The 23654-nt window shown below is 58.0% G+C and carries 28 protein-coding genes; 14 read left to right on the top strand and 14 right to left on the bottom strand.

Annotated features, from left to right (window positions below; translation table 11 throughout):
* Positions 1-33: 33 nt before the first annotated feature.
* The 6 genes from NW812_RS07160 to NW812_RS07185 form a co-directional block, all read right to left on the bottom strand.
* Positions 34-663, bottom strand: coding sequence for a biotin transporter BioY (locus NW812_RS07160; protein WP_414395363.1), 630 nt, complete (start codon positions 661-663; stop codon positions 34-36).
* A 204-nt stretch (positions 664-867) separates the two neighbouring features.
* Positions 868-2298, bottom strand: a complete 1431-nt coding sequence (locus NW812_RS07165) for an RtcB family protein (RefSeq protein WP_414395366.1) — start codon at positions 2296-2298, stop codon at positions 868-870.
* 13 nt (positions 2299-2311) lie between these two features.
* Positions 2312-2734 (bottom strand): archease, encoded by a 423-nt coding sequence (locus NW812_RS07170; protein ID WP_414395369.1) that lies wholly within the window; start codon positions 2732-2734, stop codon positions 2312-2314.
* 66 nt (positions 2735-2800) lie between these two features.
* Positions 2801-3571 (bottom strand): hypothetical protein, encoded by a 771-nt coding sequence (locus NW812_RS07175; RefSeq protein ID WP_414395372.1) that lies wholly within the window; start codon positions 3569-3571, stop codon positions 2801-2803.
* Positions 3572-3678: 107 nt separating this feature from the next.
* Positions 3679-4161 (bottom strand): ABA4-like family protein, encoded by a 483-nt coding sequence (locus tag NW812_RS07180; RefSeq protein ID WP_414395374.1) that lies wholly within the window; start codon positions 4159-4161, stop codon positions 3679-3681.
* 17 nt (positions 4162-4178) lie between these two features.
* Positions 4179-4520 (bottom strand): hypothetical protein, encoded by a 342-nt coding sequence (locus NW812_RS07185; protein WP_414395376.1) that lies wholly within the window; start codon positions 4518-4520, stop codon positions 4179-4181.
* A 212-nt stretch (positions 4521-4732) separates the two neighbouring features.
* On the opposite strand from NW812_RS07185, the gene NW812_RS07190 reads away from it, so the two are divergent.
* On the top strand, positions 4733-4996 hold the full coding sequence (locus NW812_RS07190) for a sulfiredoxin (protein WP_414395378.1): 264 nt from the start codon (positions 4733-4735) through the stop codon (positions 4994-4996).
* Here the strand turns inward: NW812_RS07190 and NW812_RS07195 are convergent.
* From NW812_RS07195 to NW812_RS07210, 4 genes are all read right to left on the bottom strand, one after another.
* Positions 4976-5674 (bottom strand): response regulator transcription factor, encoded by a 699-nt coding sequence (locus NW812_RS07195; protein ID WP_414395381.1) that lies wholly within the window; start codon positions 5672-5674, stop codon positions 4976-4978. The two genes, NW812_RS07190 and NW812_RS07195, sit on opposite strands and share 21 nt — an antisense overlap.
* Positions 5675-5759: 85 nt before the next feature.
* Positions 5760-6548, bottom strand: a complete 789-nt coding sequence (locus NW812_RS07200) for an ABC transporter permease (protein WP_414395383.1) — start codon at positions 6546-6548, stop codon at positions 5760-5762.
* The gene (gene cobA / locus NW812_RS07205; protein WP_414395386.1) at positions 6545-7309 is read right to left on the bottom strand and encodes a uroporphyrinogen-III C-methyltransferase; all 765 of its coding nucleotides are present in this window, start codon (positions 7307-7309) and stop codon (positions 6545-6547) included. The genes NW812_RS07200 and cobA overlap by 4 nt, the downstream gene beginning before the upstream one ends.
* Positions 7310-7375: 66 nt before the next feature.
* On the bottom strand, positions 7376-8134 hold the full coding sequence (locus NW812_RS07210; RefSeq protein WP_414395389.1) for a sirohydrochlorin chelatase: 759 nt from the start codon (positions 8132-8134) through the stop codon (positions 7376-7378).
* A 136-nt stretch (positions 8135-8270) separates the two neighbouring features.
* Here NW812_RS07210 and NW812_RS07215 point away from each other — a divergent pair, with 136 nt between their 5' ends.
* The 4 genes from NW812_RS07215 to NW812_RS07230 all read left to right on the top strand — a co-directional run bounded on the left by NW812_RS07215 (position 8271) and on the right by NW812_RS07230 (position 12247).
* Positions 8271-9224, top strand: coding sequence for an asparaginase (locus NW812_RS07215; protein WP_414395391.1), 954 nt, complete (start codon positions 8271-8273; stop codon positions 9222-9224).
* 574 nt (positions 9225-9798) lie between these two features.
* The gene (locus NW812_RS07220; protein ID WP_238376915.1) at positions 9799-10068 is read left to right on the top strand and encodes a hypothetical protein; all 270 of its coding nucleotides are present in this window, start codon (positions 9799-9801) and stop codon (positions 10066-10068) included.
* The gene (locus NW812_RS07225; RefSeq protein WP_414395392.1) at positions 10065-11015 is read left to right on the top strand and encodes a hypothetical protein; all 951 of its coding nucleotides are present in this window, start codon (positions 10065-10067) and stop codon (positions 11013-11015) included. The genes NW812_RS07220 and NW812_RS07225 overlap by 4 nt, the downstream gene beginning before the upstream one ends.
* Positions 11012-12247: a BREX system ATP-binding domain-containing protein gene (locus tag NW812_RS07230; RefSeq protein WP_414395394.1), complete on the top strand. Its 1236-nt coding sequence runs from the start codon at positions 11012-11014 to the stop codon at positions 12245-12247. The genes NW812_RS07225 and NW812_RS07230 overlap by 4 nt, the downstream gene beginning before the upstream one ends.
* A gap of 33 nt (positions 12248-12280) precedes the next feature.
* Here NW812_RS07230 and NW812_RS07235 read toward each other — a convergent pair whose 3' ends face one another.
* The gene (locus NW812_RS07235; protein ID WP_414395397.1) at positions 12281-12961 is read right to left on the bottom strand and encodes a DUF3318 domain-containing protein; all 681 of its coding nucleotides are present in this window, start codon (positions 12959-12961) and stop codon (positions 12281-12283) included.
* Between the two features lie 132 nt (positions 12962-13093).
* A complete protein-coding gene (locus tag NW812_RS07240; protein ID WP_414395400.1) occupies positions 13094-13585 on the bottom strand; it encodes a YajQ family cyclic di-GMP-binding protein in 492 nt (163 codons plus the stop codon).
* Positions 13586-13703: 118 nt separating this feature from the next.
* Here NW812_RS07240 and NW812_RS07245 point away from each other — a divergent pair, with 118 nt between their 5' ends.
* The 7 genes from NW812_RS07245 (at position 13704) to NW812_RS07275 (ending at position 19761) form a co-directional block, all read left to right on the top strand.
* Positions 13704-14522: an SDR family oxidoreductase gene (locus tag NW812_RS07245; RefSeq protein ID WP_414395402.1), complete on the top strand. Its 819-nt coding sequence runs from the start codon at positions 13704-13706 to the stop codon at positions 14520-14522.
* Positions 14523-14606: 84 nt separating this feature from the next.
* On the top strand, positions 14607-14969 hold the full coding sequence (locus NW812_RS07250; protein ID WP_414395404.1) for an FHA domain-containing protein: 363 nt from the start codon (positions 14607-14609) through the stop codon (positions 14967-14969).
* 420 nt (positions 14970-15389) lie between these two features.
* On the top strand, positions 15390-15902 hold the full coding sequence (locus NW812_RS07255) for a DUF192 domain-containing protein (RefSeq protein WP_414395407.1): 513 nt from the start codon (positions 15390-15392) through the stop codon (positions 15900-15902).
* 124 nt (positions 15903-16026) lie between these two features.
* Positions 16027-17292, top strand: a complete 1266-nt coding sequence (locus NW812_RS07260) for a bifunctional sterol desaturase/short chain dehydrogenase (RefSeq protein WP_414395409.1) — start codon at positions 16027-16029, stop codon at positions 17290-17292.
* A 176-nt stretch (positions 17293-17468) separates the two neighbouring features.
* A complete protein-coding gene (locus NW812_RS07265) occupies positions 17469-18170 on the top strand; it encodes a DUF4397 domain-containing protein (protein WP_414395412.1) in 702 nt (233 codons plus the stop codon).
* 31 nt (positions 18171-18201) lie between these two features.
* Positions 18202-18933, top strand: a complete 732-nt coding sequence (thyX, locus tag NW812_RS07270; RefSeq protein ID WP_414395414.1) for an FAD-dependent thymidylate synthase — start codon at positions 18202-18204, stop codon at positions 18931-18933.
* Positions 18934-19041: 108 nt separating this feature from the next.
* Positions 19042-19761 carry a class I SAM-dependent methyltransferase gene (locus tag NW812_RS07275; protein ID WP_414395417.1) on the top strand — a complete coding sequence of 240 codons (720 nt, stop codon included), beginning with the start codon at positions 19042-19044 and terminating at the stop codon, positions 19759-19761.
* On the opposite strand, the gene NW812_RS07280 is transcribed toward NW812_RS07275, so the two are convergent.
* Positions 19758-21224: a hypothetical protein gene (locus NW812_RS07280; RefSeq protein WP_414395419.1), complete on the bottom strand. Its 1467-nt coding sequence runs from the start codon at positions 21222-21224 to the stop codon at positions 19758-19760. The genes NW812_RS07275 and NW812_RS07280 overlap by 4 nt on opposite strands.
* A 390-nt stretch (positions 21225-21614) precedes the next feature.
* Here NW812_RS07280 and NW812_RS07285 point away from each other — a divergent pair, with 390 nt between their 5' ends.
* Positions 21615-21809: a hypothetical protein gene (locus NW812_RS07285; RefSeq protein WP_414395421.1), complete on the top strand. Its 195-nt coding sequence runs from the start codon at positions 21615-21617 to the stop codon at positions 21807-21809.
* Positions 21784-23238, top strand: a complete 1455-nt coding sequence (locus NW812_RS07290) for a BCD family MFS transporter (protein ID WP_414395424.1) — start codon at positions 21784-21786, stop codon at positions 23236-23238. Before NW812_RS07285 ends, NW812_RS07290 begins: the two co-directional genes overlap by 26 nt.
* On the opposite strand, the gene NW812_RS07295 is transcribed toward NW812_RS07290, so the two are convergent.
* Positions 23235-23588, bottom strand: coding sequence for a DUF6464 family protein (locus tag NW812_RS07295; protein ID WP_414395426.1), 354 nt, complete (start codon positions 23586-23588; stop codon positions 23235-23237). The two genes, NW812_RS07290 and NW812_RS07295, sit on opposite strands and share 4 nt — an antisense overlap.
* Positions 23589-23654: the final 66 nt, after the last annotated feature.

Genomic DNA, 23654 nt, shown 5'->3' on the forward strand with positions numbered 1-23654 from the left:
CAGCAAACATCATCTTTTTTTTAGATTCTGCTCCTAGGGGGAGGGTGACTTGGGATCGGCTGCCGACTTCCCCCGCCCTAGCCAGCGCCAAGTGGTGGGCAGCAGGGCTGCGGCCAGCGCACACTTCAATAGATCCCCGGGAATGAAGGGAAACACCCCCTTGCTGAGCACCGCCAAGGCGGAGGTAGGTCCAACATTCTCGTTCAGCCACACCCCCAGCCAGGTAGCCCCCAAAGCGTAGATCAAAGCCGAGCAGGAGAGCATTGCCGCTGCCATCTTCCAGGGACTGCGATCTACCCCCCAGCGCTCCACAAACCAGCCCATCAGCCCTGCGGCAAAGGGAAAAGCCAGCAGGTAGCCTCCTGTTGCCCCCGCTAGGTGGCTGAGCCCAGAGCCGCCGCCGCTGAAGAAGGGCAATCCCAAGAGCCCCTCCAGCAGGTACAGCAGCAAGGCGAGAAAGCCCAGCCTGGCCCCAAAGCCTGCTCCCACCAGCATTACCCCAAAGGTTTGTCCAGTGATGGGCACCGGTGTAAAAGGCAGAGGGATCCTCACCTGCGCCAGAGCTGCTACGAATAGGCTCCCTCCCACCACCAGCAGTAGATCGCGAATGCGAGAAGAACGGGGCAGAAAAGTCTGGGCCAAGGGTAGGTAACTCGCAGTCATAGAGCACCTGGAGTGTCGAGACATGAAGGTCAGTATAGGGAAATGCAAAGAAGAGGGCAAGTACACACTAACCCTTTCCTAAGGCATTCGCGCTTGGGCAAGCACAGCTTGGGGAATAACTCACAAACGCAGCAAAGCATCACTTGGAAGCAACAAAAAAAGGGCATTAAGCCCCCAAAAATAGCTTCCCCTTTCAGCAAATAGCTAGCCTTTGATACACAGAATTGGCTTTAAGCGCGCTACAAGTTTCGCAATCTTGGCTTGATCGGCAGCGCGCACCACTTTGTCGACGTTTTTGTAGGCCTGGGGCGCTTCTTCAGCTACCCCCCGCAAAGAGGGACTGCGCACGATGACGCCGCGCCGTCTCAGTTGTTCGATAATCTCCTGCCCTGTCCAGGCTTTGAGGGCCTGGTTGCGACTCATCGCCCTCCCAGCGCCGTGGCAGGCTGAGGAGAGGGAAAGGGCCTCCCCTTGCGCGGTGCCGACCAGAATGTAGGAAGCCGTGCCCATGGAGCCACCGATGATGACGGGCTGACCGATAGAGCGAAAAGCTTGAGGAAGCTCTGGGTGGCCAGGCCCAAAAGCGCGCGTTGCCCCTTTGCGGTGAACGAACAGGCGGCGCTTTTTCCCCTCTATCTCGTGGGTTTCCTCCTTACAGGTGTTGTGGGAGACGTCGTAAATAAGGTCGAGTTCAGCTTTGGGGAAAAGCTCAGCGAACACCTCGCGCACCCAGTGGGTGATGATCTGGCGGTTAGCCAAAGCGCAGTTGGTTGCCGCCCGCATTGCTCCCAGGTAGCTTTGCCCCACTTTGGACTTCAAGGGCGCACAGGCCAGCTCGCGATCAGGTAGCTCTATGCCGTGTTCTTTAGCCGCCTGTTGCATCTTCTTCAAGTACTCAGTGCCGATCTGGTGACCCAAGCCACGGGAGCCGCAGTGGATAGTAATCACCACTTCCCCCGACTTAAGGCCAAAGCCTTTGGCAATCTCGGGATCGTAGATCTCGTCAACAACTTGGACTTCGAGGTAGTGGTTACCCGAACCGAGGGTTCCCATCTCGCGCCGCTGGCGCTCACGGGCGTAGGCGGAGACTTCGCTCGGCATTGCTCCGCGCATGCGGCCATGTTCTTCGATGCGCTCCAGATCCTCTTTCTTGCCGTAGCCTTGAGCAACAGCCCATTCTGCTCCGCCTTCGAGCATAGCTTCCATCTCTTTGTCGCTCAACGAGATCTTGCTGCGGCTGCCGAGCCCTACCGGTACGCTCGCGTACAGGGCATTGGCTAGGGGCTCTGCCATCTCCTCCACTTCCTCGCGCTTTAGCCCGGTTCGCAAGGTTCTCACGCCGCAGGAGATGTCAAATCCCACGCCGCCGGCGGAAATCACCCCCCCTTCTTCCGCATCAAAGGCCGCCACCCCACCGATGGGAAAGCCATAGCCCCAGTGGGCGTCTGGCATCACGTAGCAGGCTCCAACGATCCCTGGCAAGGTGGTCACGTTGCTGGCCTGCTCGGCCACTTTGTCGTCCATTTCCCGGATTAACTCCTCGTCGGCAAAGATCAAGACCGGGACACGCATTCTGCCTTTTGGAGGAATGCGCCAGACTGTCTCATCCACACGCTCAAGTTTCTTGATATCCATAGGTTGCCTCCCCTTACACGTCCACCACGCACTGGGCCACCCAAAGCTCACCCTCTTGGGCTACCTTGAGTTCCGTGTAAGTTGCCCCCTTAACTTCTACCGCCGGTCGGTGTCTGGCAGGGTCAACTCTTTCCCCCCACAGGCTGGCCTTGAGATGCTCTTTTGCCAGGTGCACTTCGACTTTTCCAAAGAGCATGCCTCTGACGGCCATCTCGTAGATCACTGCGTTCAGGAAATCCACCAACAACAGTTCCAGATCGCCTGCATTTCCTAGCTCGATCTCTAGGTGTTCTCTGGGAGCTACTTCATCCACGCTAGTGACCACCGCAGTCAGGGCCAAAGCTGCCTGGGCAAAGGCTTCCTCCGGCGTTGCCCCATAGCCGCGCACACCAATGTCGGCCATGTGTTCAAAGTGCTCCCATCTTGCCCGCACCACGGCAGTCCCCCTGCTCTCATTCTCAGGCCAAAGCCAGAGGCCACCTGGATAGATTAAAGTTTCTCTCTAGAAACTGGAGGAGGAAAGAAGGCGTAGCTCAAAGGTGAGGATGTTGGCAGCCAAAATCTCCAGGGCTCCTCCCTCAATGAGCTCGCGGGCGAGGCCGCTTCCAGATCCACTTTGCTGGAGTAACTCACGGCTGCGGCGCATGGTCTCTTGGCGCTGGGGATCGTCGACAACCACCTGCCGCTGGTTGGAGAGACTAAGGCGATAGTAGTTGGGCAGTTCGCCGCGGGTGGCATCAATGGCCAGATTGGTCTCTTCAGGAGCAACGCGAAAAGGAGCGCGGGCAGTGAGCAAAGCCACCTGGATATCCTGGTTTTGCCCGTCCAGACCTTGGAGCTCCGAAAGGTCAATCCGGAACCTAAGGGTGTCGCGATCCCGGTTAACGCGCTCCACCCGCACCTGGTTAAAGCCAACGGCAAACTCTCGCTCCTGCTCACCAAAGCGCTGGATGGTAGCTTGCAAAACGGCCTCCTCGTTCAGAGGGGTAACCCGAATCAGGTAGTCCCAGTCGCGCACAAAGGTGTACTCGTTGGGCCCAACCCGGACATTGGGATCTACCAGGTTGGCGGTGGGGCCAGGGCTACCGGCTCGGCTAAGGGCCACCATGTACCAGTAGTTAGGGCTAATGGGCAGGCCCATGGTCATGCGCACTTCCAACAAAAGCCGTGCCCAACTAGCCCCAGCCGTGAGGGCCACAAGGGCTGCTGCTCCAAGGCCGCTCCACAGCCACCGCTGAGGACGCAAAAACCAGGCTATGCCTCCACTCCTCATCAAACAGTTCCTCTGGCCTCAAGGCCGAGGGCTCCTACCCCTGATCCTAGCCTCTTAGGACTTCCTCCTGCTATGCGAGCCTGGATCCCTTTCGATGGAGCCTATCCCTAGGGGTTAGCCAACTCTTGTGGCACTCCTGTCTCTTGAGTCCTTCCTTGCGCCTGGTTTTGCCGGCGTGCCTGGACAACTGCCACCGTAAGCAAATGGGAGAGCAAGCCCACTGGCCCGGCAAACAAGCACAGCAGCAGGGAATGGGTTGTCCAAACCCGCTTTTCCCACCCCTCCAGGAAGATCCATCGTCCTACAAACAAATCCATGACGATGTAGTGAACCCACCCCGTCGCCATCACCGAGGGCTGGCTGAATAGAGCTGTTAGATTGCTCAGAGATAGCTGGGGATTGAAAAACTCTCTAAGAGTCGCTGCGCTAAACCCGCTAAGCAGAAGGTAGAGATAGACTGCTGCCAAAAAGGCAATGGGCAAGAGCGATTCCATCACCCTGCGGGTTACCCTCCAACCCGGCAACAGGATCATCAGGGCCCAGAAAGGTAGCGCAAACCAGTTGGCTGCGTTAAAGACTATCTCCGGCATGCTTGGAACCCCCAGCATTACCTATCTATTATCGGCCCAGCAGCCCTGGCAATAGAGCTGACAGCAAGGCTACTGTTGCTGGCGGCAGCAATGCGGGAAATCCGGGATCCGCTATCGCCCATGCCCCAAAGATTGCTGATGCTTTTGGCTGTGGAGGTAGGTTGAGCTGGGCCGATGCCGGATTCTCCTGCCTCCGCGTCGGGGGATCTCAGCCACTCCCTGGGTTCCTCACCCCGCTGGGCTGCCATGACCTTGGAGGCAGCAGGTTCCCAGGTGGGCTTGGGGGTAGTCTCCGCAGCAGGGGCCTTCTGGGGAGAAGGCTGCTGAACTGGCACTTTGCCAAGCGGATCTGCCGGCATCTTGGATGGGGCAGAGGGAAGTTGACCCGCAACCTTTCCCCACAGAACTTTGAGGAGTTGCCACATATGGCTTAGCTTCCAGCGCAACTCATAAGTCCAGGCTGGTGCTATCCTGCCATGCCTTGCTCTCAGAGTCTATCCCTCCGCCAAGGGCTGACAAGATAAACTCATAACGAGTATGATGAAGAAGCCGAACTGAGAAGAGACCCACCATGGTGGAGATTCGCGAGATTCCCCTGGCTCAGATTCGCCGTCCGCTGCCGCGGCAGACGGATCCGGGGAAGGTGCAGGCGCTGATGGCTTCCATCCAGGAAATAGGTCTGCAGGAGCCAATTGAGGTTTTAGAGGTGGAGGGAAAGTACTACAGCTTCTCGGGCTGCCACCGCTACGAGGCCTTTGTCCGCCTGGGCAGGGATCGGATCCCGTGTCGAGTGCGTAGGGCCACGCCTGCTGTTTTAAGACTTCATTTGGCCTGAGGGAGGGATCCTTTTGTTGCCTCCTTCCTCTCGAGAAACGTAGCCCTGCTCATAGGCAAAGCGCACCAGCTGGGAGCGGTTTTCCAGAGAAAGCTTGCTGAGAATATTGGTCAAGTGGGTCTGGACAGTGCGCGGGCTAATGCATAGCCTTTCGCCAATCTGCTTGTTGGTGTAGCCCTGGATAACCTCCCGGAACACCCGCTCTTCGGCAGGGGTTAGGTTGAGCTCCTCCAAGCGGGGGCGAGGGGCAACATCAGCCTTAGCGGAGTTCTGCTGCCGGATGAGACGGAGGATCTCCAATTGCGTGCGGCGGGATCGTTCAATCTGCGCCTCAATCTTGGCCACCAATTCCAGGGGCTCAAAGGGCTTGATGATGTAGTCGTCGGCTCCCCACTCATACCCCTGAATGCGGTCGCCTAGTTCGCCACGGGAAGAGAGAAAGATAAAGGGAACAAGCTCGCCGCCTCGCTGTTGGCGTAGCTGCCGGCAGAACTCGAAACCATTCATTTCCGGCATCACCACATCTGACACCACCACATCCGGCTGCTCTTCAGCAAACAGGCGCAATCCTTCTCTGCCGGAAGTGGCTGTGCGAACCCGATAGCCATGCTGGCTGAGATGGCGGCTCAGAACCTTGAGGGAAATGGGATCGTCATCTACGACTAGGACGCGCTTCATGATGACCTGAGGGGGAGCCGAAGACTGGCAGCCAAGCTGGAGATCCCTAGCCCATGATAATAGCTGCGGCGGCTCAAGGCAGTTCTTAAGCCCCCATTCCCGAGTAGCGCTGCAGACCCTTCCACCAGAGCCAACGGTTGACCAGCCAAAATAGCCCCAGCCAGGCCAGGCCCATGGCAAAGCCGCGCAGGATGTCCTGGGGGAGCCCTACCCAGAGACTGGCGGGAAAATGCACCAAGTAGGGAAAGGGCGTCCAGCCTAAGACCTGGCGCACCGCTGGCGGAAACACTTCTAAGGGGGCGATCACCCCCGAGAGGAACAAGTACACCAAAAAGTGAAATTGCTCCAGGGCTGATATCCTCTCTACCCAAAAGGCCAGCAGCGCTAGCGTGTACTGCATAAGAAAACGCAGGGCAAAAGCCAAGAGAATAGCCAAGGATCCCAGCGCCACTTGTTGCCAAGAGGGGATCCAAAAAGCGCGGGGATAGAGTAGGAAAAAGAGGGCAATTAAAGCCACAGTAAAGGGGAGGCGGGCGAGGCGTTCCATCAGGTGGCTGGCCACGTGGTGCCAGGCGGGATCCAGAGGCTGTAGTAGGCGGGGAGACAACTTGCCCTCGACCACCTCCTGCTCAAAGTCCCAGATGACCCAGATGATGCTAAACTGGCGCACCAGGAACACCGCTAGGAAATAGCGGATGAACTCCAGGGAAGAGAGCGAGAAGTTCCCTGCGCGAGCAGCCTCGCTCCAGAGCCCCATCATGATCAGAGGCAGAGATCCAGCCAGCGCCCACAAAAGGAGTTCCGCCCGGTACTCCAGCATATAGGCGTAGTAGGCGGAGCAGAGGGCAGCCAGTTTGCGCAAAAAAGCCTTCATGAAGACCCTGCTGGCAAGGGATCTAGTGGACGCAAGGCAGGCAAGAAGTTGGCAAGAGTAACTACCGCTCCGACAACCACAATGGCCGGGGGCAACACCGGCGGCGGCTGCACAACCAGGCTGTCCAAACGCAGCAGGTGAACCTCCTGCTCTGGGGTGGTACCCCAGCGGATCAAGGCCACCGGCGTATCGGGAGCTTTCCCCCCAGCCAACAGTTCAGCGGCAATATGGCCGAGGTTGTGGATCCCCATGTAGATCACCAGCGTTTCCACCGCTCCTGCCAAGGCGCGCCAGTTGACTCGGGGGCGGTATTTCCCTGCCGCCTCATGGCCGGTAACAAAGGCAACTGAGGAGCTGAACTCCCGATGGGTGAGAGGGATCCCGGCATAGGCGCTGGCGGCGATGCCTGCAGTAACCCCGGGCACCACTTCCACGGGGATCCCCGCCTGGACTAGGGCCAGCATCTCCTCGCCCCCCCGGCCGAAGATGAAAGGATCCCCGCCCTTGAGCCGCACCACCACAGCTCGTGTCTGCGCTTTCTCAATCAACAGGGCCGTGACCTGCTCCTGGGGCAAGGTGTGAGCCCCCCGCTGTTTGCCAGCATAGATGCGCTCTGCTGTGGGGGGGATCAGATCCAAGATGGGGGATCCCACCAGGGCATCGTAGATGACTACATCCGCATGGGCAAGCAGGGTCTTGCCCTTAACGGTCAGCAAGCCCGGATCTCCGGGCCCTGCCCCCACCAGATACACTTTGCCCATCTTGTCTCCCAACAGCCTCTTGGAAAGATCCATCTTGCTTAAGCAAGACGGCTTTGACCAGCCCATCTAGCGAGAACAGGCCGTCCGCACCGTCTCAACAATGGCCTGCAGCAGTTGAGGATCGCGCCAGAGGGGTGGCTCCAGCTCAAGCTGCAACAAGGGCCACTGCCGCCGCAACCGCTGAACCTGGTCTTGTAAGGAGCGCAGCAAGCTGCCCGGGAAGAGGAAAAAGGGCAGCACCCGCAGGCGGTACTGGCTAAGGCGCAAGCAGTGAACGACGGTGGTCTCTAGCGTAGGAGGCTGGGCGGCAAAAGCCAGGTGAATCGGGATCCCAAGCAGGTGCTGTTTTAAAGCTTGGATCTCAGCTTGCAGCTGGGCGGCAAACTCGGGCAGACGGCTGCCATGGCCGAACAGGATCCAGGCGTGGATCAACTCCCCCAACTGCTGCGCCGCTGCTACGCGCGCTGCCACCAGATCAAGCAGGGCTGGATGCTGGCCAATCGGCGGTGTCAACAGCAGCTTTAGGCAGGGCCAGCGAGCCCGAAGCTCCTCCAGCACCGCTGGCAGATCCTCCTCCACATGGGCTCCCCTCCCCATGAAGAGCGATACCAACACCACTGGGTTGTCGCACCTGGGCAGCCGAGCCGCCAAGTACCTGTGAATCTGCTCCGCCAGGCCCAGGGACTTGCCTTCCAACTGAACCAGCTCCACCACTTGAGGAGCTAGCTGCTGCCGCACCCTCGCCAGCAAGTCCGCTGCCGCCTGCTGGTATTCCGGATCCCGGCTGCCGTGACAGACCAAAAACACCAGGGGAGGTGAAGACATGACAGAGCTTAGGGATCCAGACGCACTTGTTCCATTTTGCTCCCTACTGGCAAGGTTTCGCGCCAGATCTGGACGTATGATTTGAGATAATGTACACGCCCCTTTTCTAGACTCGCCGGCCCTTTCCCAGGGTTTCATGTCATTTGAGAACCGCTCCACTGCCCCCGAACTGCTGATCCACGTTTTGCGGGAGGGCTTGACCGAATCTACCCATTATTGCCAAGCCGTGGTGGCCGATAGCCGCGGGCGCTCCCTGGCCGTAGCCGGCAAAAGCACCACACCCGTCTTTGCCCGCTCTGCCCTCAAGCCCTTTCAGGCGCTGGCCATGCTCTCCACGGGCATCCGCGAGCGCTATCGGCTTGGCGAGAAAGACATCGCCATCATGTGCGCCTCCCATCAGGGCACTACGGCCCATGCGCGGCAAGTGTTCAGCATGCTCTGGCGCGCTGATCTTTCCCCCGAGCTGCTGGTCTGCCCCACCCCACCCGGCAAGCCTAGCCCACTGTGCCACAACTGCTCCGGCAAGCACGCTGGCATGCTGCTAGCAAGCCGCGCCCAGAACTGGACTTTGCAGGACTACGCCCAGCGGCAACACCCCGTTCAGGCTCTGGTGCGGGCTAAGTTGGCCGATTTGTTGCAAATGCCCTCGGAAGAGTTTTTATTTGCCCGCGATGACTGCGGCGTGCCCACCTACCAGTTGCAACTTAACCAGCTGGCTTACCTGTATGCTCAACTAACTGCAGGAGAGCGGCCTGAGCTGGAAGCCATTGTCCGCGCCATGACCCACTGTCCGGAAATGGTGGCGGGCGAGGGATGCTTCGACACCGAGTTGATGCGAGCTGCCCAAGGCGAGCTGGTCAGCAAGTCCGGCGCCGAGGGGATCCAGTGCATTGGACGCGTCGGAGAGGGGATGGGCCTGGCCATCAAGGTCCAGGATGGGGCAGCGCGGGCCAAATATGCCTTGGCTTTGCACCTGCTGCAGCGTATGGGCTGGATTCAGCCTGCTGCTGCCGAAATGTTAGGGGAGCGCTTCCTCTCCATTGGCCCTTACACCCGCCTTGAGGTGGAAGGGGAACTGCGTATGCCTTGAAGAGCTGGAGGTGGGAAGGCCTTGCACCCAAACTCTTGGTGATGCTAGTTTTCTCGAAGAAAAGGCCCAAAAACTAATGATTGAAGCCCTCTTCAAGACTCTTGACGACGAGCTGGGCAAGCTATTTGCCCTGACTAAGAAAGCAAAGGAGACCGCAGGGAAAGCCCAAGTCGCTTGTAAAGGAGGGCAAGTTCCAGCCCTGAGCCGCCAGCTACAAGGCTGTAGCTCTGTCCTCAGCGAGGCTCTTTCCCAGGTGGAGACGGTAAGACAAGCCCTTGAACAAACCCAGCAGGTTTTGGAGAGAACTTCTCTTGAAGAACTTGCTAGCGAGGTAGGAGAACGAGTCGGCCAGCCTTGGCTGCCTACGGAAAGCCCCCATGTCTTTGTAGCTTTCCCCGCCTTAGTGCGCTTTTCCAGGGAGGGAGTGCGCATAGATCGCAAGCTTCTACGCTCTCAACGGCCCAGTGCCATTGCAGAGAAGATTCTCCGAGCAAGAATGACCAAAGGGAAAGAAACTAATCCAGAGGTAGTTCTTGAACGCATCTGGAAAGCGGCAAAAATTGCAGCGGGTTACTTGAGAAAGTCAAGCGCAGAGCTGCCTCGTTCTCTTCAAGTACCTGCTCGCGATGTCTTCGAGGTGCTCCACCTCAACAACCCAGACTACACCGAAGTGGAGTTTACGCGGCATCTTTACCTCTTGGATCGAAATGGCACCAACCATGTGGAGGGCTACCGCTTGATCTTCTCCGCGTCTACAGGCACGCGCTCGGGTCGCTACTACCGCATTCGAGACGAAGCTGGGGTGGAGCACGCCTACTATCTTTTGGAGTTTGAGAAGCTATGAGCGAAGAGGGCCAGGGTCGGCTAGAGCCTGGTTTGTGGCTGCGCTGTCTGGAAGAAGACTACTTGCGTTCTTTTATCCCTGAAGGTGGTGCCACTGTCAAGCTGGCCGTTGTTCCGAAAGATTCCTACTCTTGGGTGCGGAAAGCGCTGCTGGAAAAGCTTAACCAGTATTCCTTTCATATTTTTGATTTGACAGAGGAGTGCTTAAAGCTGCATTCAGTCGAACAGCTTTGGTTTGCCCTTGCTCAGAGAGTAGATTGGGAGACTTTTGCCAAAGATCTGCGCTTCAACATTCTCCAAAAAATTGGATACCCTCCCAGGCTAGATCTGCAGGACTGCACTTTAGAGCAGTTGGCCGAATTCTATCAGATTGAAGCCCGTGAGATCAAACTAGAGTTTCAGCGGGAAATTAAGAGAGGTATTTTTCTGGATTACTCACTAGCCCTTGACTTTCGCAAAGCCATAGTCCGACTTGTCTACGAACCCCTTCAAAGCCCAGGCACTCTGGAAGGTCTATGCTCTGCAATTCAAGAGTGGCTTAAAGGTACGCTGAGCTCTATCAGCCGGGTGCGTGAAGCGGCTATTTTTCGAAAGATTGACAGGACAAATGCTCGAGAGATTCTACTTTCTTTCTTAAGACTATTTACACGACGATCCGGCTTAGTAGCAGTCCTTGTCAGCTTGCTTCACTACTACGAGCGGACCCCCAGTGGACGCCCTAACTTTACCAGTCGACAAATCCTTGAGCTCTACGAGACTTTGCGTGAGTTTATCGATGCGGAGAGTGAACTAGAAAAAACTGTGTTAATTTTCTTAGCTCCTCCAGAGTTTATTGAATCTGAGCGTCTGTCTTATCATAGATATCGAGCTTTGCAAACTCGAATTGAGAATGAGGTTTCTTCTCTTCAAAAGCCTAATCCATGCACAGCTATGGTGCAGCTTCTATGAATGTAGCGATTGCAGCTAGGCGGGCCATTGAAGCCCTACGAAATGGCGTTCCTAACCGGTTCGCAGTTGCAGAACTTGGCTCTTGGCAGTCTCAGATTGAGGAGCGTTTTCAAGAGCTGTGCAAGGGTGCTAGTTCAGGCCCTGCAGGAATGCTGATAAAGGGGGATTTTGGGACAGGCAAGTCCCATCTTCTACTAACCCTGCAGGAGCGAGCAAGGAAGAATAATTTTGCCACCTCCCTAGTTGTCGTCTCCAAAGAGTTGCCCCTCGGTAACCCCAATCGCCTGATTCCCCGCCTCCTTGCCCAGGTCGAGCTCCCTGACATGGTTGAGCGTGGGATCCAAGGCATGGCAGCCCGGCTACAGTACTCCTCGCCTTCTTTCCAGAAGTTCCAGCTTTGGGTTAACCAGTGGCAGTTTGGGTCAGGCTGGTGGCCGGCCACCTTGGCTCTGTACCAAAGGTTAGGAGGCGATGACGAGAAGCTAGACGCCATTGTCCGCTTTTGGGCTGGTGAGCCCACTCTGAAGTCCTCAGAGGTAAGGCGAAGCCTACGGGATCACGGCTTGGCAGGTGCTTATCCCATTGGCAAGCTACCCCCTGCAGAAAGCCTACACTGGCAGCGCCTGGCCTTCTGTGCCCAGCTATGTCGGGCCATAGGGTTTGGGGGCTTGGTGGTTTTGGTGGATGAGATTGAGCTTATTGCCCAGTACAGTCTTCTTCAGCGGGTTAAGTCGTACCGCGTTCTTGGGCACTTGTTTGGTACAACAACCCTGCCTGAAGAAATAAAGAAAGCTCCGCTGGTTTTCGTAGGAGCAGTAACCCGCGATTTCGAGAGGGTCATTCTACAAGAAAAAGGAGATTGGGAGAAAGCACCTAAGATAGCTCTCCAGAAGCATATGTCTGAGGAAGTCGTAAAGGCCGGCATGGAGGCTATTAGCCAAGCTACCCCTCTCCGTTCCTGCTTAGAAGCCCGCGAGGCCATTCAATCCATGTGGCATAGGGTAGCGGATCTCTACCAGAAAGCTTATCCCGATTGGGTACGCCCATCGCCGCCACAGCTTCCTGAGCTCTACAGCACAACCACTGTGCGGTCAATTATTCGCCGCTGGATTACGGAGTGGGATGTGCGTCGGTATTACAGCCCCGATACAGAAATTGTGATTGTAGAAGATGAGGCGATCAAGTCTACCCCAACTGAGGAGCTTCCAGAGTTGGAAGAGGACGAAGAATAAGCCCAGTCAATCCCTAACTAGCTTTGAGAGGCCTCAGCGCTGGAAAGGGTTTTGGAAAGGATTCGGGCTGGAGCTTTGCCCCTTGTTGCGGTACTTGGGGTTGATGGTCAGGGTGCCAGCTCCCAGGCCTCGCTGCGCCAAAAACTCCAGGTTGCGGTGGCGCATGGTGGTGTCGTAGTCAGTTTTAACGCGATCTTCTAGAATAGCCACCTGCTGCAGCGCACTTAGCAAAATGGAAGCTGCCTGTTCGGACGTGTAGCCATTCTGGGAGGCATAGCGCACGGCAAACTCGTCGGCTGCCACCTGGGCCTTCTGGCCTTTCTCCGCTTTGCGCAAAAGGAACACCGCTGACGCCGCCAAACCAGCGGCCAGAGCCACGCCAAGGTTGTCCCCCATCTGCAGCTCCACCAGGATGCCCATTGTGCCCGCTCCAATGAGAGCAGGGTACAGCAACAGCGCCGACCAGTTGTCTCCCAAGGCCAGCTCGGTGGCCATCACGGCTTCCCGCAAAAAGTAGATCTTCTGTTGATCAGGGCTCAGCTTCTGCCAACGGCTAAGGTCGATGGCAAAGCGGGTGTACTTCTGCCAGGGGAAGCGCCAGAGCGGCTGCACAACCCGAGACTGGTCAGGGGATCCAATCTCGATCTGCACCTCAGGTCGGATCTCCACCGGGAGAAACTGGATCAGGCGATCGAACTCAGAAATGGTGTACATACCGGCGCGGTAGAGCTGCAGTTGGAGATGGAGATCACTACCTACCTATGGTAAAGGATTCTGGTCTTCTCTGGGGGCTAGCTCCCAAAAAGCCTAGAGCCAAGGGGCTACGCGAACTGGATTGTTGCCCTGCTACCGGTAATTGACAAACTGCAGTGCCACCGGGTAATCCTGCTGCTTGAGCATTTGAATTACCGCCTGCAGCTCATCCTTGTCTTTGCCGAAAACCCGCACCAGATCTCCCTGAATCGAAGGCTGCACCTTCTTGAAGTTGTCGCGGATTTGCTTGGCAATCTGCTTGGCCAACGCCGGGTCAATGCCTCTTTTGAGGCGAACTACCTGGCGCACCCGGTTGCCAGCGGCACTTTCCGGAGCTTGAAAGTCGAAGATCTTCAGGGAGAGGCCCCGCTTAGCTGCTTTGGCTAGGAGAAGATCCCGAATAGAGTTGAGAGCCATCTCGCTGGCGGTGGTGATGGTCAGGGATCCCTCCTCCAGCTTAATTTCCGTCTGGGTATCCTTGAGGTCGTAGCGCTGCTTAACCTCCCGCTGAACCTGGTCTAGCGCATTCACCAACTCCTGCCGGTTGAAGTCGCTGACAATATCAAACGAGTGGGTGGAGGCCATAGCCCTCCTCTTCACTGGCGTTCCGTAGTTTAAGCCTATCAAGGGCTTCGCAGGTGCGGGAGAGGCTACAACAGAAACAGGGAGCCCTGTGCTCCCCTTCAGTTGCTAAAGCAGCAAGATGGGCGATGTTGTTTTAATTACAGGCGCTTCCGAGGGTATCGGCAGGGCAACTGCCTTTACCTTTGCCCGCGGTGGCTACCGCCTGGCACTGGCTGCCCGCACGGCCGAAACCCTGAAGCAAACAGCCATCGAGCTGGAGCAAAGCCTCAATGCGGAAGTATTGGCCGTCCCTACCGATGTGACGCAGCCGGATCAGGTGCAAAAGCTGGTCGAGGCTACCCTGGAGCGCTATGGTCGCATCGACTGCCTGATCAACAACGCCGGCATCTGTCTGAGTGGCCCTTTCCTGCAGACGACGTTGGAACACTGGCAGGCGCTGATGGCAGTTAACTTCTGGGGCTATTTGCACACCATCCGGGCAGTGCTCCCCGACATGCTGAAGCGTAAAAGAGGCCAGATTGTCAACGTCGGCTCTATAGGTGGCAAAATGCCCCTGCCTCAGATGGCTGCCTATTGTGCCAGCAAGTATGCAGTTAGCGGGCTGACGGAGGCGCTGCGTCTAGAGCTGCAACCCCACGGCATCCAGGTCATCGGTGTCCATCCGGGCCTGGTCAACAGCAACTTCCTCAAGCGGGCCATTTTTCTCGAGGAGCCGGGAGAGGACAACTTGACCCACCCAAGCAGGGCACGGCAGCGAATGCAGCAGGCCCTGGAGAGCTTTTGGGTTAGCCAGCCGGAAGATGTGGCCGCAGCCATCTGGGAGGCTGTCTGCCACTCCAAGTCAGAAGTGGTCGTCGGCATGGCCCAGTGGGCAGTAGCAGCCTACACTCTCTTCCCTGGCTGGGTTGGTCCGTTGCTGCAAAGTTTGCCCGACTGATCCTAGGCTCAACTTCGCCAGTTCAGAGGCGGGTATAGTGTATGGTAGGCCCTGCCAGTTGCAGCGGAAGGATCCTGAGGATCTATGGTAGACCCTGTGCCTTCTCCTCCAAGTGCTCAGCAGCATCTTCTCATCGTGGAAGATCGAGATGGACGCCGCACGCAGGTGCTGACGGCTGCAAAGTACTTCATCGGTCGCGACCTGGCCAACGATATCTGTCTTAACTCTCAGTACGCCTCCCGCCACCATGCCATGCTGTTGCGCATCCCTGCTGAAAAGGAGGGAGAATACTCCTATCGCATACTGGACGGGGATCTGGAGGGCCGGCCCAGCACCAACGGCCTGTTGATCAACGGCCAGAAAGTCTCTACCCACCAGCTTAAGTCGGGAGATGTCATCAGCTTTGGTCCAGACGCCAAGGCTACCTACATCGTCAAGAACCCCTAGCTTGACCTTTATTGGGTTTGCCTTCTTCTTGAGGGTTTTCCTCTAGTCCTCGTTCGCGACAGCGGTGCGGAGTTGCCGGACAATTCGCTACCTTGTGGCACAATGTGCAATTTCGCCAACGCACCTTCTGCCTTGACGTGGACTAGCTAAGCCAGTAAGCTGGCAGGTGCCTTTTTTCTAGGCATTTTGCCTGGGCTAAAGTTGGCTCCGTCTCTAGCCTGTGGGCTCTATCCAGGGCAAGGAGCAACCACTGTCAGCTCGACGGGAGGTGAGGGCTGTGGAGATCCCTCTGGCGGCGCGGTAGGCGTTGAGCCTGCTACCAGTCATGGATCATGGGAGTGTTTGTTAGCGTTTCGTAGGTCTCTCAGAGCGGATGAGTTGGCAGTCACAGAGGGGTCGGCGCTCCTACCAGTTGTCCCCGTGGGCGGGATTGCCTTGGGCCTGGCTCTGCTGCTGCTGGGATGTGCCTCCTCATCTTTGGAAGCCCAGGGGACGGCAGCCGTGGCCAACGCTACCCCCGCCAAAGGAGAGCCCCAGCGCCTGCCCGTGGAAGCAGAAGTAACCCTTGCCGGTCGGCGCTTTGATCTGGAAGTGGCTCGCACCCCTGAGCAACAGCGGCTGGGCCTGATGTTCCGCACCGATTTGCCGCCCAATCGCGGCATGTGGTTCCCCTTCGACCCACCCCAGCCGGTTGCCTTCTGGATGTTCAACACACCGCTGAACCTGGACATTATCTTTCTCCACCAAGGCCGGGTGGTGTACATCGCCGCCAATGTGCCCGGCTGTCCCGCCCTGCCCTGCCCCACCTATGGGCCTCCCCCCAGCCAGCTAGTGGACAGCGTGCTGGAGTTCCGTGGCGGGACGGCAGCGGCCTTGGGCTTGCAAGTTGGAGATACGGTTGAGATCCGCGAGCTCTCGCCCAGAACCCCTTGAGGATCCCGTCTGCCGTCTTGATTGCGATTGGGATGGCCTCTTTGCGATGATTCTTCCTAGGGGTCGCTGATGCAAAGAGGCGACGGCGAGCTCAGGATGGTTCGGCTATTGCCAGCAAAGCCCTATGGAGGTTAGCAGCGTAGCCCAGTGGCTGGGGGTCGGGGCTGTGGCCCTGGCTTGTGTGCTTTGGGCCGAGATTGTGCGGGATGTGCGCCATTGGTTAGCCCACCAGTGGCCCTGGCTGATGCCCAAACACACCCTGCACCACCGCCTGTTTCGCCCCGATCTCAGCGTGGTAGACCCAAAGTTATACCGGGAATCCCAGTGGCACCACGACGTCCCGGAAGCGGCGACGATGCTTCTGGCTGGGATCCCCTGGGTGGTGCTGTTGGGACAGGGATCCTGGCTGTACGGCCTGGCAGCGGCGGTGGGAGTGGTCTACTCGGCCAGTTTCTTAGCTGCTGGCCTGCTGCGGGGCTGCGGGCTAGCTCTGCAAACGGATATTACCCACCAGCCAGGGCCTTTCCCTACTCCTCCCAGCCAGTGGCATGTCAACCGCGCCTACCACTGGCGGCACCACTTCGACGACACCAACGCCTACTTCTGCGGCACCCTAACCTTGCTGGATCGGATCATGGGCAGCAGTCTCTCCTTTAAAGGCAAGCGCGTGGCCATCACTGGCGCCTCTGGCACCCTGGGCCGGGCCCTCTTGAAGCACTTTTCCCGCCATGGGGCCCAAGTCATCGCCCTTAGCTCCCATGCGGATTCGGTTTCCATCGAAGTGGATGGACAACTCCAGCCGGTGCCGACTGTTCGCTGGCAGGTGGGGGAGGAGGGATCCCTGGCCGAGCTCCTGGAGGAGGTCGATATCCTGGTAATCAACCACGGCCTAAACGTCCATAGGCAACGGGATCCCGAATCGGTTCGCCAGTCCTATGCCGTCAACACCTTCTCGGCATGGCGCCTGATGGAGCTATTTTTCCAGACGGTGCGCAGCAATCGGGAAATGGCCACCAAAGAGGTCTGGGTGAACACCTCCGAAGCCGAGGCCAGCCCTGCTTTTAGCCCCCTCTACGAGCTCTCCAAACGGGCCCTGGGCGACCTGGTGACCCTGCGCCGTCTCGATGCTCCCTGCGTGGTGCGCAAGCTTATCCTTGGCCCTTTCAAGAGCCAGCTCAACCCGATTGGAGTTATGTCGGGGGATTGGGTGGCCGCCCAAATCCTGGCCCAGGCCAAACGCGACTGCCGCAACATCATCGTCACCATCAACCCCCTCACCTACCTACTTTTCCCGCTGAAAGAGTTGGCCGTCAGCACCTATTTCCGCTTGTTCAGCCGCCGCTCTTCTCCACTAGCCGTCCCCGATCCCAGCGCTGGGATCCCAATCTAGGGAGTCGGGCAAGTCCTAGCCAGCTTATGGCATTGGGCGCAAAGGTGGAGTAAGACAAAAGCAGGTTCTTTGGCGTCAGCAGGATGGGATCCCTTCGGGGAGCGAAAATGCCCTTTTGGAGAATTCAGCAGCTCGCTCTCCAAATGAACGTTGGGTGTGAGGAGTAGGAGTGAGCGATGAAAATTGCGCAACAATGGGCGCGCGCAGTGCTTTGCCTAGTGGGTGGCGCCTGGATACCGGGGCTTTTGTCCGGCTGTGCCATCCCCATAGCCGCTGCAGGGGTCGCCGAGGTTCAGGTGCGCCTAGTACATGTGGCCCCCAATACCCCTCCCCTTGACTTGGAAGTGGGGGGCGTCAAGGTAGCGCGCAGTGTAGCCTATGGCTTGGTGAGCGAGTATACCCGCCTGCCGACAGGAGAGTACGACATCCTGTTGCTTGCAACGCCCGAGACGTCCTCGTCTTCTCAGGTGGTGGCCAACTTTAGAGGTGGGGGAGTATTCTCAGTGGTGGCCGCTGACGAGCCCAATCGCGTGACGGCCTTGGTACTAGAAGACAATATTAACCCCCTGTTCGATCAGGCCCTGGTGCGGTTTGTCCACGCTGCCCCCGACGCGCCCCCTCTGCAATGGCAAGGGGAGCGGGGACGAGTGCTGATACCCCAGTTGGCCTTTGGGCAGGCTTCTACCTTTCAGGTGATGCGCCCCGGCTTTACCCAAGTCCAGGTGTTCACCGTCGCTCCCAGGATCCCCCTGCAACGCTTTGACCTGCAATTGGAGGCAGGCAAAGTCTATACCCTTTATGTGGCAGGGTTGCTGCGTAGCAATCCAAGCTTGAGTGGGGTGCTAGCGGAAGAAACGCGGGCTCGTCGCCTTCTCTAGGTGTCTTCCCCCTACCCTTCGGGAAGTAACAGTGGATACCCTATTCCGGGTGGAGGTGCTCAGCCAAACCCCAGATCCCGAGCGGGTGATCTGGCTGGCGATGCACCAGGACTACAGTGCGGAGTACGTTACGGCTGCCAGTCGCGTCCCGGCCAATTACGGTGAGGCGGTGGTGCGGCACCTATTGGAGGGTGACCGTGGGCATTATGGGCCTTTGGAGCATCCGCAGATTACGTTTGCTGTGGGGTATTTTCCGCACTTAGTGGTGCAGCAGGCGCGCACGCACCGTATTGGGGTGTCGTTCGATGTGCAGTCGTTTCGGTACACTGGGAAGCAGCTTCTGGAACTGGGATCCGATCCCAGCCCTGACCAACTGGAGCAGGTGTTCTATGTCCCCGCCAACATCAAGGAGGGGCAGGCCAAGACCCGCGAGGGAGTTTGCCCCATCTCCCCAGAAGCGCTGGGCATTGTGCTAGAGCAATACCGCAGCCAAGTGGCCGCCTACCGCCGCTTAGTAACCGAGTGCGGTGTACCGCCTGAGGATGCTCGCTGCGTTTTAGGCTACGGCATTCGGCAGCACTTCGTGGTGAGTTTTAACTGCCGTAGCTTGATGCATTTTTTGGATCTACGTGCCAAGGCAGATGCGCAGCGCGAAATTCGGGAGTTGTGCGACCTGATTTGGCCCCACTTTGAAGCGTGGTGCCCGCACATTGCGGCGTGGTACCGCAAGCACCGCTGGGGCAAGGCTAGGTTATCTCCTTAGAAATTGGATGAGAACGCCCTACAAAGCCTAGAGTCAAGGCTTAGAATTCCCTGAGCTTTAACCTCGCCTTTTGGCTAGGGGTTTATGGATCCCAAAGCTTATGAACAAATGGCGAGCCTAGAAGATCGGCATTGGTGGTTTCTGGGCCGCCGTCGCATTCTCAGCCGGGTTATTGCAAGGATCCCTCTTCCTCCCGCAGCTTGTATTTTGGAAGTCGGCTGTGGCAGCGGTGGCAACCTGGAAATGTTGTCTCAATTTGGCCAGGTCTTCGCAGTGGAAAGAAGCGAGATAGCATTGCCTATTGCTCGGGCCCGTGGAATTGGAGTTGTGGCCGAAGGGGAATTGCCACATCGGATCCCTTTTGGTTCTCAACAATTTGATTTGATTGCTCTGCTGGATGTCCTAGAGCATTTGGAGGAAGACAAAGCGGCTCTGGAAGCCCTTACCAAGAGGCTAAAGCCCCCTGGCTACATGGTGATTACGGTACCGGCCTACCCCTGGCTGTGGAGTACCCACGACGAACTCAATCACCACAAGAGACGCTACACGCCGGAACAACTTCGCTCCCTACTTAAAAGCGTCGGCTTGGAAACTTATATCTTTACCTTTTTCAACAGCTTTCTCTTTCCATTGGCAGCAGGGATCCGCCTAGCCCAAAAGAGCCTACGCCTCAGGGAGAGCCAGGATCTGAAGATGCCCTTGCCCTGGGTCAACTGGCTTTTAGCTGAGATCTTTGCTGCAGAAGCCTATTTGATCCCCAAGTTCCCCCTGCCCTTTGGCCTGTCTCTGTTGGCAGTGGCTAGTCCTAGGAAAGATGCGTTGGCCTAGTCTCCCAACTCGGGATCCGGCCGTACCCGCACTTCCATCTGGCGCAGCAGCCGCAGCGAGCTTTCCGGCCCATCGATCATCTGCTGCTCGTTGATCCAGTAGGTGGCAATGCCCAGGTCCTCAAGGAAGCGGATGTAAGGATCCGGCGGCGGCCCGTCAAAAACGGCGGCTTTTTGGACGGAAAAGCCCTGCTCTAGCCAAGGCGTGAGGGCAAAACGCTCGTAGTAGAGCAACTGCCCCACCACCTCCTGCATGACCTCTGCTGCATCTTTGTGGTGTAGCAATTTCACCTCGGCCAAAAGCAGCTGCCCGTCTGCAACCGCTAAGAAGTCAAAGGTGTGCTGGTCTTCGCGCACTTCCAATCCAGCCAGACGGAACCAGCGGCGAAACTGGTGCAAGATTTCGTTGTGGCGCTCGCTGCGCTCCAACTGACGCCGGCGGCGGCGCTCTGCCATCAGCGGGTCTGTCCCGGCAGAAGAGGGGATACCACTGCTGCAAAACTGGGGCGGCTCATCGGGATCCAAAACCACCCTACCCCCTGCAGGTTGGTGCAAGAGGGGTGGCACAGAGGGCAACAGCTCGACGGCTCCCCACTCCACCTCCGGCTGCGCAGCCAGGGCAAGCAGAGGGCGGTTGAGAGGGTGTTCCGGGTGGGTGTCAAACAACAGCTTGAGTTGGGAGTGGCTAAACTGAAAATCTAGACGGAACTGTTCCACAGAAAGGCGATCCCGACCCTTTTGCAGAGTCTCCTGGCCAAAGTAGAGCATTACCAGGAGAGGATAGATGGGTAGAGGGCGATGGGGCGGGATAAGCATGGCCCACATCGCGTCAGTCCAGTGGGGAAGCAGGATCTCGGCCTGTCTGCCTTTGCCCACCACCTGCAGCATTTTGGGGTGGCCGGGCTGCCAACCACAGGGATGGTCGTCGAAGCCACAGGTTTGCCGCCCTTGATCCACGCTTAGGGGGTAGCGCCCGTCGTAGAGGCGAAAGGGACACAGATCCCGGTCTGCTGCTAAAAAACGCTCGTCCTGCCACAAGTGGGCGGCCAGGGCATGACAACCAATGCCTTCCTGGCTGTTGCAGGCTTTGAGCCAGCGGCGTTCGACCAATTTGCCCCCCACTTTGCTTGGCGCCAGAGGCCGAACAAGGCCATTTTCCCCTTGGTTAAACAGGGGCCACACCAGGGGCTCCCCTGTCTCTGGCAGCGTGGGTAAGAGAGGGTGAGTTTTGGTGTAAAACGGGTCACAAATGCGCTGGGCCACCTGCTCCAGGGGCAGGCCATGGGGAGATCCCACCGGCGGCAGAAGGGATCGCGAGCCGGCCTGGGCGCGATGGTACTGGATAGCCAGAGCTACCTCCAGCCCTACTGGACGCAGTTCCGGCGTCAACTGCCGGTAGCGCTGCAGTAGCCGTGAAGCTTGCACAAACAGGTCGTAGCGCCGAATGGGAACTGCCTCAGCCATAGGGTTGCCGGAAAAGATCCCCACTGCCTTGGGCAAGAGCTGGCACAGACAAGCACCATGGCCTCAAGAAATGAGACCTTGGCAACTGTCTCTGCAGACCCTGACCTTGCCGAGGATATCGGGCCGACACCCATTCCCCTTGGCGTCAGGTCAGTAGTCAGTGTAGTGGAGAAACCCAGGCGCGAGAAGATGTTGCCACCTGGCGGCAGGTTGTGGGAAAAATGCGCAGCAGGCCCTAGTGTCGCGGCCACCAAGGAAACCAAGGAAAGGGAAAGGGACGCTCTGTCTCTGCGTCGCGGTCGTACTCGGTTGGGCGGTCCGTCTCTGGCTGGATCGCCAAGCTGCCCACGGAGTCGGCCTCTCGGTAGACGCGGGCAATCTGGCGGTAATTTGGGCTACATCGTCGGCGAAGATCGCACCATTGTCGGTGGCTTTGTAGGACTGGATTGTAACCTGACCTCCCTTATTCACGTTCGGCAGCCCAATGCCTCTGCCGGGATCCCAAGCCACCTGGGCTACCATATAGAAATTGTAGCGCTCCTGCCAACTTTCCCAGATCATGGCCAATCTTCAACGGGATCCTGAGGTCAACTTGTCGGCTGCTTCGGCTCTTGCCCAAAACCCCCAGCCGGCGATCCCCTCCTTGCCGTTGCACGTCATGTTTCGCTTGGGCCTATTTCAGATGGGCTTGGGGATGATGTCGCTGCTGACGCTGGGGGTGCTCAACCGGGTCATGATTGACCCCAATCTCTTGGCCATCCCGGCCACGGTAGCAGGGGGATCCCTGGCCATGCACCAGTTGGTGTCTCCGGCCCGCGTCTGGTTTGGGCAGCTTTCCGATGCCAAGCCTTTGTTTGGGACGCACCGCAGCGGCTATGTACGCCTGGGATCGGTGCTCTTTGCCCTGTGCATCTTTTTGGCGGTGCAGGTGGTGTGGGGTTTGGGGCAGAGCTTTGCTAGAAGTGGCTGGTCGCTGGCCACCTATGGCTGGATTGCTCTGGCCGCCTTCATGTTTGCTCTTTACGGGCTTTGCCTCAGTGCCTGCTCCACGCCCTTTGCGGCGCTGCTGGTGGACGTTTCCGATGAGCACAACCGCTCCCAGTTGGTGGGGATCGTCTGGTCGATGCTGATGTTGGGCATTGCCGGGGGAGCAATTGGCTCGGCGGTGCTGCTGCGCGGCCTGGATCTAGAGAATCTCCAGAGTACGATTAACCGCCTCTTTATCGTCATTCCTGCCGTGGTGATCCTGCTGGGGGTCATCGCTACCTGGGGGGTAGAAAAGCGCTATTCCCGCTATGGATCCCGTTCCACCTTGGCCGGGCGGGAGGATCAGATTACCCTGGGCACGGCCCTCAAGGTGCTCACCGCCAGCCGCCAAACCCTGATCTTCTTCAGCTTTTTGGCCCTGATGACCATGGGCCTGTTCATCCAACAGCCGGTTCTCGAGCCCTATGGCGGCGAGGTGTTTGGCATGACGGTAGCCCAGAGCACCCAGCTCAACGCCTTTTGGAGTATAGGCGTCTTGGTAGGGATTGTGGTGACTGGCTTTCTCATCGTGCCTAGGCTGGGCAAGCAGACGACTGCCCGCTTGGGCTGCCTGCTGGTGGCCCTTTCTTTTGGGCTGACCATTGCCGCAGGGTTTACAGGCAAGCCGCAGCTGCTGCAGCTATGTATGATCCTGTTCGGCTTAGCCTCAGGGATCACCACCAACGGCGCCATTAGCCTAATGTTGGATTTGACAGCAGCAGAGACCGCCGGCACCTTCATCGGCGCGTGGGGCTTGGCCCAGGCGATGTCGCAGGCGCTTTCTACCCTCATTGGCGGCGCTTTGCTCGATCTGGGGCGGCTACTTTTCCCCACTTCCTCGGTGCTGGCCTATGCCACCGTCTTTGGAGTGGAGGCAGGGGTGATGTTGCTGGCAGTGTATCTGCTGGGCCGGGTGAGCGTAGCGGAGTTTCGGGAAAACACCAGCCGCGCTCTCACCAAAGTGCTAGCGCTTGAGTTAGAGGGCTAACGCCGTGGCACCGGCTCGTAGTGCGGGCAACCCTGGCAGGGCCCACTGGGGTTAACGGCGCAGCGCAACAGGGGCGAGCGGGCATTGAAGCGACAGGAGGGATCCCCCAAAAACTGGCCTGCTTCAGGGGGTGGGCTCACTGGGCGAATGAGGGCGCGGATGCCACAGAGGTGATATTTGCCCTGCCGCAACTGGTAGGAGTGGCGCTTTTCTAAAACCAGGTAGTGCTGCTCGGCTAGTTGAACGTAGGTGCCCGGATGGGGGCTGGTTTCCCAGGGGCATTCGTCTACCACCTCTCCCGAATCGGCATCGATCCACTGAATGGGCAAGGTTGGGTTGACAGAAGCCATAGGGCACAGCGGCAGCCAGCCTGGAGAACAGCTCGGCAAACGAAGGGATGGACGCAGGCTGGCTTG

It is taken from the genome of Synechococcus sp. O70.2 (assembly GCF_047462135.1).
GTDB lineage: Bacteria > Cyanobacteriota > Cyanobacteriia > Thermostichales > Thermostichaceae > Thermostichus.

Bases quoted from the DNA above. Each gene is read 5' to 3' on its own strand.
- NW812_RS07160 (WP_414395363.1), bottom strand. From the start codon at position 663: ATGACTGCGAGTTACCTACCCTTGGCCCAGACTTTTCTGCCCCGTTCT.
- NW812_RS07165 (WP_414395366.1), bottom strand. From the start codon at position 2,298: ATGGATATCAAGAAACTTGAGCGTGTGGATGAGACAGTCTGGCGCATT.
- NW812_RS07175 (WP_414395372.1), bottom strand. From the start codon at position 3,571: ATGAGGAGTGGAGGCATAGCCTGGTTTTTGCGTCCTCAGCGGTGGCTG.
- NW812_RS07180 (WP_414395374.1), bottom strand. From the start codon at position 4,161: ATGCCGGAGATAGTCTTTAACGCAGCCAACTGGTTTGCGCTACCTTTC.
- NW812_RS07185 (WP_414395376.1), bottom strand. From the start codon at position 4,520: ATGCCGGCAGATCCGCTTGGCAAAGTGCCAGTTCAGCAGCCTTCTCCC.
- NW812_RS07190 (WP_414395378.1), top strand. From the start codon at position 4,733: ATGGTGGAGATTCGCGAGATTCCCCTGGCTCAGATTCGCCGTCCGCTG.
- NW812_RS07195 (WP_414395381.1), bottom strand. From the start codon at position 5,674: ATGAAGCGCGTCCTAGTCGTAGATGACGATCCCATTTCCCTCAAGGTT.
- NW812_RS07200 (WP_414395383.1), bottom strand. From the start codon at position 6,548: ATGAAGGCTTTTTTGCGCAAACTGGCTGCCCTCTGCTCCGCCTACTAC.
- cobA (WP_414395386.1), bottom strand. From the start codon at position 7,309: ATGGGCAAAGTGTATCTGGTGGGGGCAGGGCCCGGAGATCCGGGCTTG.
- NW812_RS07210 (WP_414395389.1), bottom strand. From the start codon at position 8,134: ATGTCTTCACCTCCCCTGGTGTTTTTGGTCTGTCACGGCAGCCGGGAT.
- NW812_RS07215 (WP_414395391.1), top strand. From the start codon at position 8,271: ATGTCATTTGAGAACCGCTCCACTGCCCCCGAACTGCTGATCCACGTT.
- NW812_RS07225 (WP_414395392.1), top strand. From the start codon at position 10,065: ATGAGCGAAGAGGGCCAGGGTCGGCTAGAGCCTGGTTTGTGGCTGCGC.
- NW812_RS07230 (WP_414395394.1), top strand. From the start codon at position 11,012: ATGAATGTAGCGATTGCAGCTAGGCGGGCCATTGAAGCCCTACGAAAT.
- NW812_RS07235 (WP_414395397.1), bottom strand. From the start codon at position 12,961: ATGTACACCATTTCTGAGTTCGATCGCCTGATCCAGTTTCTCCCGGTG.
- NW812_RS07240 (WP_414395400.1), bottom strand. From the start codon at position 13,585: ATGGCCTCCACCCACTCGTTTGATATTGTCAGCGACTTCAACCGGCAG.
- NW812_RS07245 (WP_414395402.1), top strand. From the start codon at position 13,704: ATGGGCGATGTTGTTTTAATTACAGGCGCTTCCGAGGGTATCGGCAGG.
- NW812_RS07250 (WP_414395404.1), top strand. From the start codon at position 14,607: ATGGTAGACCCTGTGCCTTCTCCTCCAAGTGCTCAGCAGCATCTTCTC.
- NW812_RS07260 (WP_414395409.1), top strand. From the start codon at position 16,027: ATGGAGGTTAGCAGCGTAGCCCAGTGGCTGGGGGTCGGGGCTGTGGCC.
- NW812_RS07265 (WP_414395412.1), top strand. From the start codon at position 17,469: ATGAAAATTGCGCAACAATGGGCGCGCGCAGTGCTTTGCCTAGTGGGT.
- NW812_RS07275 (WP_414395417.1), top strand. From the start codon at position 19,042: ATGGCGAGCCTAGAAGATCGGCATTGGTGGTTTCTGGGCCGCCGTCGC.
- NW812_RS07280 (WP_414395419.1), bottom strand. From the start codon at position 21,224: ATGGCTGAGGCAGTTCCCATTCGGCGCTACGACCTGTTTGTGCAAGCT.
- NW812_RS07290 (WP_414395424.1), top strand. From the start codon at position 21,784: ATGGCCAATCTTCAACGGGATCCTGAGGTCAACTTGTCGGCTGCTTCG.
- NW812_RS07295 (WP_414395426.1), bottom strand. From the start codon at position 23,588: ATGGCTTCTGTCAACCCAACCTTGCCCATTCAGTGGATCGATGCCGAT.